Origin of the sequence: Streptodolium elevatio (genome assembly GCF_040649515.1) — a bacterium.
GTDB lineage: Bacteria > Actinomycetota > Actinomycetes > Streptomycetales > Streptomycetaceae > Yinghuangia > Yinghuangia elevatio.
The window spans coordinates 123012-132497 of the sequence record NZ_JBEZFP010000004.1 but is presented as its reverse complement, the minus strand read 5'-3'; the positions used below and the strand labels follow the sequence as shown (position 1 = coordinate 132497).

Genomic DNA, 9486 nt, shown 5'->3' with positions numbered 1-9486 from the left:
GATGTCCTGGTACGCCGACGCCGCCGCGATCGCCTCGTCGAACTGGCCGAGCCGCAGCCGCGTCTGCACCTCGCCGGACGGGCAGCCGGTCGTCGTGTACGAGTCCCCGCGCACCGCCTTCGTCGCCAACTTCCTCGGCCAGTCCAACCTGCTGCCCGCCGACGTCACCGGCCGCAGCGGCGCCGACCTGCTGCTGGACGTACACGGCACCCGCATGACGCTGCCCGCCGACCGCAGCGCCGCCACCGGCGACAAGCTGGTGATGGGTATACGCCCCGAGAAGATCAGCATGGCCAAGGCCCTCCCCGAGGGCGTCGACGGCCTCAACCACCTGCATGCCACGGTCACCGAGGCGGCCTTCATCGGCGTCTCGACCGAGTACCGGGTGCGCACCGCCGGCGGGCACGAACTCGTGGTCTTCGCCCAGAACCGCGACGACGAGCGTCCCCGGGTGGGCGACGAGGTCGTCCTGCACTGGTCGCCCCGGCACGGCTTCGGCCTCGACGCCGCCCAGGACCTGGAAGCCGGGACCGGGGAGGACGCGCTGTGACGGCCCTGACCGAGGAGCCGGCGGCTCCGCCGGAGGCCCCGCCCCCGCCGTCACTGCTGATCCGCGCGGGACGCGAACTGCGGCGTACGCCCTACCTCCTGCTGCTGCCCGGCATCGCGTGGCTGGTGTTCTTCTTCCTCGTCCCGCTGTACTTCCAGGCGAAGATGTCGGTGTCGTCGGGGTCGCTGGAGAGCGGCTTCAGCGTGACGTGGGCGTGGGACACGTTCAGCGAGGCGTTCAAGGCATACGACGAGCACTTCCTGCGCTCGGTCTACTACGCGGGCGTGGCCACGGTGCTGTGCCTCGTGCTGGCCTACCCCCTCGCGTACACGATCGCGTTCCGGGCCGGGCGGTGGCGCAACCTCCTGCTGGTCCTGGTGATCGCGCCGTTCTTCACCAGCTTCCTGGTGCGCACCCTGGCCTGGAAGACGATCCTGTCCGACAGCGGCACCGTCGTCGGCTTCCTCAACTGGGCGCACATCACCGGCGCCACCGCGACGCTCGGGCTGACCGAGGGCGACCGTGTGCTCGCCACACCGCTCGCGGTGGTCACCGGACTCACGTACAACTTCCTGCCGTTCATGATCCTGCCGCTGTACGCGTCCCTCGACCGCATCGACCCGCGCCTGCACGAGGCCGCCCGCGACCTGTACGCGAGCCCGGCCGCGACCTTCCGCCGCGTCACCCTGCCGCTGTCCATGCCCGGCGTGGTGGGCGGCACGCTGCTCACCTTCATCCCGGCGTCCGGCGACTACATCAACGCGCAACTGCTGGGCACCACCCGGGAGACGATGATCGGCAACGTCATCCAGTCCGAGTACCTGCGCGTACGCGACTACCCCACCGCCGCCGCCCTGTCGTTCGTGCTCATGGCGGTCATCCTGGCGATCGTCACCGTCTACATCCGCCGCGCCGGAACGGAGGACCTGGTGTGAGCGAGCGAAGCCGACGAGTCAACCGGAGTATGTGTTTCGGGTACGCGGCCACCGGGCGCGGCGAGGTGGGGGCATGAGCACCGTGGTGGGCTGGATCCGGCGCAACCTGGTCGTCCTGTGCGGCCTCGGCACGCTCGTCTACATGCTGGCGCCGAACGTCGTCGTGATGGTCTTCTCTTTCAACGACCCCGAGGGCCGCTACAACTACGAGTGGGCGCAGTTCTCCACCGAGGCGTGGAGCGACCCGTGCGGCGTGTCGGGCATGTGCGACTCGCTGACGCTCAGCTTCAAGATCGCCATCCTGGCGACGCTGTTGGCCACCGTGCTCGGCACCCTCGTGGCGTTCGCCCTCGCCCGCTACCGGTTCCGGGCGCGCGGCGTCGTCAACTCGCTGATCTTCCTGCCGATGGCGATGCCGGAGATCGTGATGGCCGCGTCGATCGCCATGCTGTTCCTGAGCATGGGCATGGACGCCGGCTTCACCACCATCCTCATCGCCCACGTCACCTTCTGCGTCAGCTTCGTGGTCACCGCCGTCAAGGCCCGCATCCTCGGCATGGACCCGGCGCTCGAAGAGGCCGCCCGGGACCTGTACGCATCGCCGGTCCAGGTCTTCCTGCGCGTCACGCTGCCGCTCGCCGCGCCCGGCATCGCCGCGGGCGCGATGCTCGCCTTCGCCCTGTCCTTCGACGACTTCATCATCACCAACTTCAACGCGGGCCCGGACACCGTCACGTTCCCGATGTTCGTCTGGGGTGCCGCGCAGCGCGGAACTCCCCCGCAGATCAACGTGATCGGCTCCGCCATGCTCCTCGCGGCGGTGGCCATCGTGGTGGCCGGCCAGATCGTCGGGCGGCGCAACCGCGCGAAGGTCTGACCGGCCGCGCGCCGGGACGCGGCCGTCGTCCGCGTTCCGGCTCCCGGCACACGCACCGTCATGGGAATTCCGAACGACCCGAAGGGCTTTGCCATGCCCGAAAAAAGCCGTACTCCCGAGCCGTCCGATCCCACCGACACCCCGACTTCCGCGTCGGCCTCGGCCACCCCGCCTTACTCGTCGGCCGCGCCGTCCTCACCCGATCCGGCGCGCGACCGTGAGCTCGGCATGCACCGGCGCATCCAGCGCCGCGACTTCCTCAACGGCATGGCGGTCACCGCCGGGGCCCTCGCCGCCATGCAACTGCCGGGTATGACCGGCCAGGCCGCCGCCGACGCGCCGCGCCACGGCGGCGGACCGGGTGACGGGCACGGCGACGGGCAGGGCGGGCCGTACCCGCCCGGGCTCACCGGGTTGCGCGGCAGCCAGCCCGGTTCGTTCGAGACCGCCCATGAGGTACGGGACGGCACCTTCAAGCCCGGCCGCACGGTCCCCACCGGCGAGAAGTACGACCTGGTCGTGGTCGGCGGCGGCATCAGCGGCCTCGCCGCCGCGTGGTTCCACCGCGAACGCCACGGCCGGCAGGCGCGGATCCTCGTCCTCGACAACCACGACGACTTCGGCGGCCACGCGCGGCGCAACGAATTCACCGTCCGCGGCCGCAAACTGATCGGCTACGGCGGCACCCAGTCGCTCGACGGCCCGGCGACCTACAGCCCCGAGGCGAGCGGCCTGATCAAAGCGCTCGGGGTGGACACGCAGAAGTTCTACAAGGCGTACGACGGCGGCTTCGGCGAGCGCTGGGGCCTGGGCGACGCCACGTTCTTCAACCGCGAGGCCTTCGGCCGCGACGTGCTCGTCAAGGGCAGCGGGTACGGTGACCCGGCCGCGTTCGCCGCCGGCACGCCGTTCTCCGAGGCCGGACGCGCCGACCTGGTGCGGCTGTTCTCCGACCCCGCGGATCCGTTGGCCGGGCTGACCGACGACGAGAAGAAGGCCAAGCTGATTCGTATCAGCTACGAGGCATACCTGCGTGACGTACTGCGCGTGGGCGCCGAGGTCCGGCTGATGCTCCAGCGCGACACGCACGGGCTGTGGGGCGTCGGCATCGACGCGGTGTCCGCGCTCGACTGCTGGGCGACGTGGCAGCCGGGTTTCCAGGGGCTGAACCTGGCGCCGACGCCGTACCCGGGGCTCGGCAAGACGCCGCGGCACGCCATGGAGTCGGAGGAGCCGTACATCTTCCACTTCCCGGACGGCAACGCCTCGGTGGCCCGGCTGCTGGTGCGCAGCCTGGTGCCGGACGTGCTGCGCGGGCACACGATGGAGGACATCGTCACCGCCCGCGCGGACTACACGAAGCTCGACCAGTCCTCGAACCGGGTGCGGATCCGGCTCGGGTCGACCGCGGTGCACGTGGCGCACGACGGCCCGGTACGCAGGCCGCGCGGCGTGACCGTGACGTACGCGCGGGGCGGGCGCACCTACTCGGTGAGCGCCGACGCCGTCGTGATGGCCTGCTGGAACACGATGGTGCCGTACCTGGTGCCCGAACTGCCGCCCGAGCAGAAGGCGGCCCTCGCCTACTGCGTCAAGGTCCCGCTCGTGTACACGAACGTCGTGCTGAACAACTGGCGCGCCTTCACCAAACTGGGCATCGAGGGAGCGCGGACGCCGGGCATGTACTGGGAGGGCTTCGGCCTGGACTTCCCGGTGTCGCTCGGCGACTACCGCTTCTCCAGGGACCCGTCCGAGCCGGTTGTCGTGCACGTGTCGAAGGCGCCGACCAAGCCCGGCCAGGGGCTTCCGGCGCGCACCCAGCACAAGGCCGGGCGGGCGGAGCTGTACCGGACCACCTTCGAGACGTACGAGCGCGAACTGCGCGAGATGCTGGGCCGCTCGTTGTCCGGCGGCGGCTTCGACCCGGCGCGGGACATCGCCGCGATCACCGTCAACCGGTGGCCGCACGGGTACGCGTACGAGTACTCGTCGCTGTGGGACCCGATCGGTCCGGACGAGGAGATGCCCTTCGGCATCGGCCGCCGGACGTACGGCCGCATCGCGATCGCCAACGCCGACTCGGCGGCCTTCGCCTACACCGACGCGGCCATCGACCAGGCGTACCGGGCGGTGCACTCGCTGCCGCGGCACTGAGCGGAGTCGGGCAGCCCGGGGTCGGCACGGGGGTGGTGCGGGGGTGGTGCGGCGCGGGCGCAGGACCCCCGTTGGAGGACGTGTCATGCCGGTGCCGGGCGGCGTGCGCCACCTAGCGTGACGGGATGATCGTCTCGTTGCTCGCCGCGGTCGCGGCGGCCTTCTTCTACGGGGTCGCGACCGTCCTCCAGGCGCTCGGCAGCCGCCGCGTGCGGCAGACCAGGGGTGGCGGGCTCGACCCGCGACTGCTGGTCCGGGTGTTCCGGCAGTGGCCGTTCGTGGTCGGCACGCTGCTCGACCTCGCCGGGTTCGCCGCGCAGTTGGTGGCTCTCGCGGAACTCCCGGTCTTCGCGGTGGAGGCGGCGCAGGCCGCGAACCTCGCGGTGACCGCGGTGGTCGCGGTGCCGCTGCTCGGCGTCGTCCTCGGGCGGCGCGAGTGGGGGGCGATCTTCGCGGTGTGCGTCGGGCTCGCACTGCTGGGCCTGTCGGCGGGCCGCGAAGGGCCCGCCGAGACCGGCGACGGGTTCCGGTACGCGCTGCTCGGCTCGGTCGCGGTGATCGTCCTGCTCGGCGTGTGGGCGGCCCGGCGCACGGAGCCGTGGCGCTCGCGTCTGCTCGGGCTCACGGCCGGGTTCGGCTTCGGCCTGATCGCGCTCGCCGGACGCGTGCTCACCGACGTGGCGGTGCGCGACCTGTGGACGAACCCCGCGACGTGGGCACTGGTGCTGGCCGCCGTCGTCACGATGCTGATCTACGCGACAGCGCTCCAGGGCGGCGCGGTCACCGCCGTCGCGGCGGCCCTGGTGGTGGGCGAGACGGTGCTGCCCGCCGCGGCGGGCATCATCTTCCTCGGCGACCACAGCCGGCCGGGGTTCGCGCCCGCCGCGGCGGCGGGGTTCGTGTGCGCGGTGGCCGGGGCGATGGCGCTGGCGAAGTTCGGCGAGGGCGGCGACCCCGATCCCGCCGACGGCGACACGGGCAACGACAGTGCCGACAGCAGTGGTGACGACGGCGACAGCGGTCAGGCGAACGCGGCGGCCTGCTGACGGAACATCAGCGCGTAGCTGCCGTCGCGTCCCACGAGTTCGTCGTGCGTGCCGATGTCCTCGACCCCGCCGCCGTTCAGCACGATGATCAGGTCGGCCATCCGGACCGACGAGAAGCGGTGGGAGACCAGCAGCACGGTGCCGCCGTTCTCGCGTACGCGCGCGGCGGCCCCGACGTACCGCTCGTACAACGCGTGCTCGGCGACCGGGTCGAGCGCGGCGGTCGGCTCGTCGAGCACCAGCAGCAGCGGCGCCGGGTGCATCATCGCGCGCGCCACAGCCAGCCTCTGCCACTGCCCGCCGGACAGTTCGGCCCCCTCGCGGTACGACCGGCCGAGCGCCGTTTCCAGGCCCTCCGGCCAACGCGCGAGCAGGGCCTCCGCGTCGGCCCGCCGCAGCGCCGCGGTGACGGCGGCGGGGTCGTCCATGCGCTCCGCCAGACCGGCCCCCACGCTGTGCTGAACGCTCGTCTCCAGCCGCAGGAAGTTCTGGAAGGTGCCGGATGTCCGGGCGCGCCACGCCGCGATGTCGAGGTCGGCGAGGTCGGTGCCGTCCACCGTGATGCGTCCGCCGTCCGGGCGGTGGAATCCGCAGAGCAGCTTCACCAGGGTCGTCTTGCCGGCACCGTTGACACCGACCACGGCGACGGTCCGCCCGGCCGGCAGGACGAGGTCGACGCCGTCCAGCGCGGGGCGTGCGGCCCCGGGGTAGCTGAAGCGCACGCCTTCGAGGCGGATTCCGGCGGTCAGTCCGTCGGGGACGGCGGCGGTCCCGGAGTACCGGGCATGCTCCTCGGCCGCGCGGTCGACGAGCCATGCGTACCGGTCGGCCATGCGCAGCCCCGCACTCACCTGGCGCGTCGTGGTCGCCAACGCCGAGACGTTGCCACGCAGTTGCACGAGGACCTGGGCGACGAGGAGGACGTCGCCGGGCGTGGCGCGGCCGGCCCGGGCCTCGGCGACGACCAGGAGCAGCGCGCCCACGTACCCGGCCGCGACGACGAGCCATCCGGCAACCGCGGTTGCGGACGCGCGGACCGCTCCCCCGAGGCGGATGCGGGCGGCCCGGGCCCATGCCTCGTCCGCACGGCGGTCGAGTGCGTCCGCGCAGTCGAAGACGCGCATCTCCATCGCGGCGGTCGGGTGGGTGAACAGGCTGTGCAGGTGGTCTGCGGTACGCACGTGCTCGGCCGCATCCAGCGCCGCACGTTCGACGTGTGCCTGCGCCCGCCCGGCGAGCAGGACCGACGGAACCGCCAGCAGCGGCGCCACGGCCAGGAGCGGATGGACCCAGGCGAGCAGCGCGACGGCGATGAGGACGCGTACCGCCAGCGAGACGAGGTCGGCGATCGAGAAGGCGGCCCGGACCAGCGGGGCGCCGCCCTTGCGCAGCAGCGCGATCTGGTCGGCGTACTCGGGGTGTTCGAGGTGGTCGGTGCCGGGCATGTCGCCGGTGATGCGGACCGTCTCGGTGTTGATGCGCGCGCCGACGGTGGCGGCGAGCGAGTCGTGGGTGTTGCCGTAGACGCGCAGGCAGGCGCCGTTCACGCCGGCCGCGAGGGCCGCGATGCCGGCCGAAGTGAGGGCGTAGCCCCAGGCACCCTCGGCGGCGCCGTCGACCATGCCCTTGAGGGTGAGGCTGGTCGCGGCCCCGGCCAGGCTGACCAGCACGATCATCAGGGCGGCCGAGCGGAGGAGGCCGGGGCGGCCGTGTGTGACGGCTTCGCGTAGGATCCGCAGGCGCCTGCGCGTCGGGGCCGGCCGCACGGTGTCGCCCTCGGCTATGCCGCGCCAGGTGACGTTCATGTGCGGTCCTCCTCGCGCGCGGTGCGGGCGGCCGGAGCGGCTGTGTGGCGGGCCGCGGGACCCGGTGCGGGACCGACTGGGGGATCGACCGGGGGATCGACTGGGGGATCGACGGCCTCGCGGGCTTCTTCGCGGAAGCGTTCGGCCTGGAGTTCGTGGAGTTTGCGGTACATCCCGCCGAGCGCCATGAGTTCCGGGTGGCTGCCGTCCTCGGCCACCCGGCCGTCGTGCACGACCACGATGCGGTCCGCCCGGCGGACCGTGGAAAAGCGGTGCGACACCACGATGTTGGTGAGGTCCTGGGCGGTCTCCATGAGGCGGTCGAACAACTCCGTCTCGGCGGTGACGTCGAGTGCGGCGGTCGGTTCGTCGAGGACGAGGATGCGGGCGCCCTCGCGCGCCGCGTAGAGCGCGCGGGCGAGGGCGACGCGCTGCCACTGCCCGCCCGAGAGGTCGCCGCCGCCCTTGTACGCGGGCGACAGCACGGTGTCCCATCCGTGCGGCAGCGCTTCGATGCGTTCGAGGAGGCCGACCGCGCGGGCCGCCTCGTGCAACGCGGCTTCCCGCAAAGCGGCTTCGTTCGGCGCCGCCTCGTTCCGTGCCGACCCGGCCGCCGTGGTCCGGCCCAGCGCCGCCAGCCCGACGTTGTCCCGCGCGGACAGTTCCAGGCGTACAAAGTCCTGGAACACGACCGCGATCTGGTCCCGCCACAGTTCCGGCGGGACGGCGTTGACGTCGATCCCGTCGACGAGGATGCGGCCGCGCGTCGGTGCGAAGAACCCGCACATCAACTTGAGCAGCGTGGTCTTGCCGACGCCGTTCTCGCCGACGATCGCGACCGAGTCGCCGGCCGGGACGGTCAGGTCGAGGCCGCGCAGGACGTCGCGTTCGGTGCCGGGGTAGCGGAACCAGACGTCCTCGAAGACCACGGACGCGCCCGTTCCCGGGGAACGCACCGCCTCGGCGGCGGCCTGCCGGTGCCCCTCGGGATGCCCCGTCGGCGCCGGGGCCCGCAGCAGCCCGTCGACCACGCGCAGCGCGTCGAGTTGGCGCAGCGCCGCCGCGATGTAGACCGCCTCGAACCCCATGACTCCCATGGACGACAGCCCCAGCACACCGCCCAGCGTCGTCGCGAGCCGTGCGGGCGTGAGGTCACCGTCGAGCGCCGAGATGGTCATGAGGACGAAGGGCACCCCCGCGCCGACCGAGGAGAGGATGAACACCGCCCAGTGGCTGGCCAGCGCCGACTGCGTCAAGCGGCGCATGACGTCCGCGTGTGCGTCCGCGTGCCGGCCGAACTCCCGGGTGGCCCAAGGCCCGAAGCCGAACACGCGGGACTCCTGCGCGCCGGCTGCGCCGCCCGCCACCTGCTCCCAGTAGTCGGCGCCGCGCTTGGCGGCGTTCATCTTGGGGAGTTCGCGGACGACCTTGGTGTACTGCCGGACCAGGACGGCGCGTTGCACCAGCATGCAGGCGAGGACGAAGAGCGCGAGCCACGGCGAGTACAGCGCGACCAGGGCGGTGGCCGCGGCAGCCCCGAAGAAGCGGGCGAGCAGCCACAGTTGGCCCTCGACGCCGGTGCCCAGGTTGATCGACCCGGTGTCGACGGCCGGCATTCCGGCGGCGTCCCGCATCGTCTGGTCCTCGACGTGGGCGATACCCGCGGGCGAGGAGAGCGCCCGGCGTACGCGTGCCCGCACCGCGCCGTTGACGCGCAACGCGGCCCAGTCGCGGAACGCCTGCAGCAGATCCGGCGCGACGAGGTCCAGGACCAGGGCCACGGCCACCAGTACGAGCGGTGCGGTGAGCCCGGTGAGGCTCGCGTCGTCGCGCACGATGACGGTGGCGCGGGCGACCAGCCAGCCGATCGCCCCGGCCGTGACCGCGGGCAGCACGCTCACCACAAGCATCAAGGCCGCCAGGCCCGCGATCACGCGCGGGCCCAGCGGCCGCAGAAGTGCCAGCAAATAGAACCGATCGCGCACGTGTCCCCCGTCGCGTCCCGTCGATCTCGGTAACGCGCAAGTTGGCAGAGATCGGCGGGTGTTGCAAGCAAGTTGGCGGGCGCGGAACCACTTGACCGTTCCTTTGACGGAAAGCGCGACGGCCCCGTCACCGT

7 protein-coding genes are annotated in these 9486 nt (G+C 72.4%); 5 read left to right on the top strand and 2 right to left on the bottom strand.

Annotated features, from left to right (window positions below; genetic code table 11):
- Window positions 1-94: 94 nt before the first annotated feature.
- The 5 genes from AB0C36_RS02970 to AB0C36_RS02950 all read left to right on the top strand — a co-directional run bounded on the left by AB0C36_RS02970 (window position 95) and on the right by AB0C36_RS02950 (window position 5562).
- The gene (locus tag AB0C36_RS02970) at window positions 95-550 is read left to right on the top strand and encodes a TOBE domain-containing protein (RefSeq protein ID WP_435838970.1); all 456 of its coding nucleotides are present in this window, start codon (window positions 95-97) and stop codon (window positions 548-550) included.
- Window positions 547-1485: an ABC transporter permease gene (locus tag AB0C36_RS02965; protein WP_358348276.1), complete on the top strand. Its 939-nt coding sequence runs from the start codon at window positions 547-549 to the stop codon at window positions 1483-1485. Before AB0C36_RS02970 ends, AB0C36_RS02965 begins: the two co-directional genes overlap by 4 nt.
- Before the next feature lie 73 nt (window positions 1486-1558).
- On the top strand, window positions 1559-2362 hold the full coding sequence (locus AB0C36_RS02960; RefSeq protein ID WP_358348273.1) for an ABC transporter permease: 804 nt from the start codon (window positions 1559-1561) through the stop codon (window positions 2360-2362).
- Window positions 2363-2455: 93 nt separating this feature from the next.
- Entirely contained in the window at window positions 2456-4516 is a 2061-nt protein-coding gene (locus tag AB0C36_RS02955; RefSeq protein ID WP_358348270.1) for an NAD(P)-binding protein, read from the top strand.
- Between the two features lie 125 nt (window positions 4517-4641).
- On the top strand, window positions 4642-5562 hold the full coding sequence (locus AB0C36_RS02950) for a hypothetical protein (protein ID WP_358348267.1): 921 nt from the start codon (window positions 4642-4644) through the stop codon (window positions 5560-5562).
- Here AB0C36_RS02950 and AB0C36_RS02945 read toward each other — a convergent pair.
- Window positions 5538-7367: an ABC transporter ATP-binding protein gene (locus AB0C36_RS02945; RefSeq protein ID WP_358348264.1), complete on the bottom strand. Its 1830-nt coding sequence runs from the start codon at window positions 7365-7367 to the stop codon at window positions 5538-5540. The two genes, AB0C36_RS02950 and AB0C36_RS02945, sit on opposite strands and share 25 nt — an antisense overlap.
- Window positions 7364-9352, bottom strand: coding sequence for an ABC transporter ATP-binding protein (locus AB0C36_RS02940; RefSeq protein ID WP_358348262.1), 1989 nt, complete (start codon window positions 9350-9352; stop codon window positions 7364-7366). The genes AB0C36_RS02945 and AB0C36_RS02940 overlap by 4 nt, the downstream gene beginning before the upstream one ends.
- Window positions 9353-9486: the final 134 nt, after the last annotated feature.

What these genes read in the sequence shown, in the direction of transcription:
- AB0C36_RS02960 (WP_358348273.1), top strand. Translation starts at nt 1,559, where the DNA reads ATGAGCACCGTGGTGGGCTGGATCCGGCGCAACCTGGTCGTCCTGTGC.
- AB0C36_RS02955 (WP_358348270.1), top strand. Translation starts at nt 2,456, where the DNA reads ATGCCCGAAAAAAGCCGTACTCCCGAGCCGTCCGATCCCACCGACACC.
- AB0C36_RS02950 (WP_358348267.1), top strand. Translation starts at nt 4,642, where the DNA reads ATGATCGTCTCGTTGCTCGCCGCGGTCGCGGCGGCCTTCTTCTACGGG.
- AB0C36_RS02945 (WP_358348264.1), bottom strand. Translation starts at nt 7,367, where the DNA reads ATGAACGTCACCTGGCGCGGCATAGCCGAGGGCGACACCGTGCGGCCG.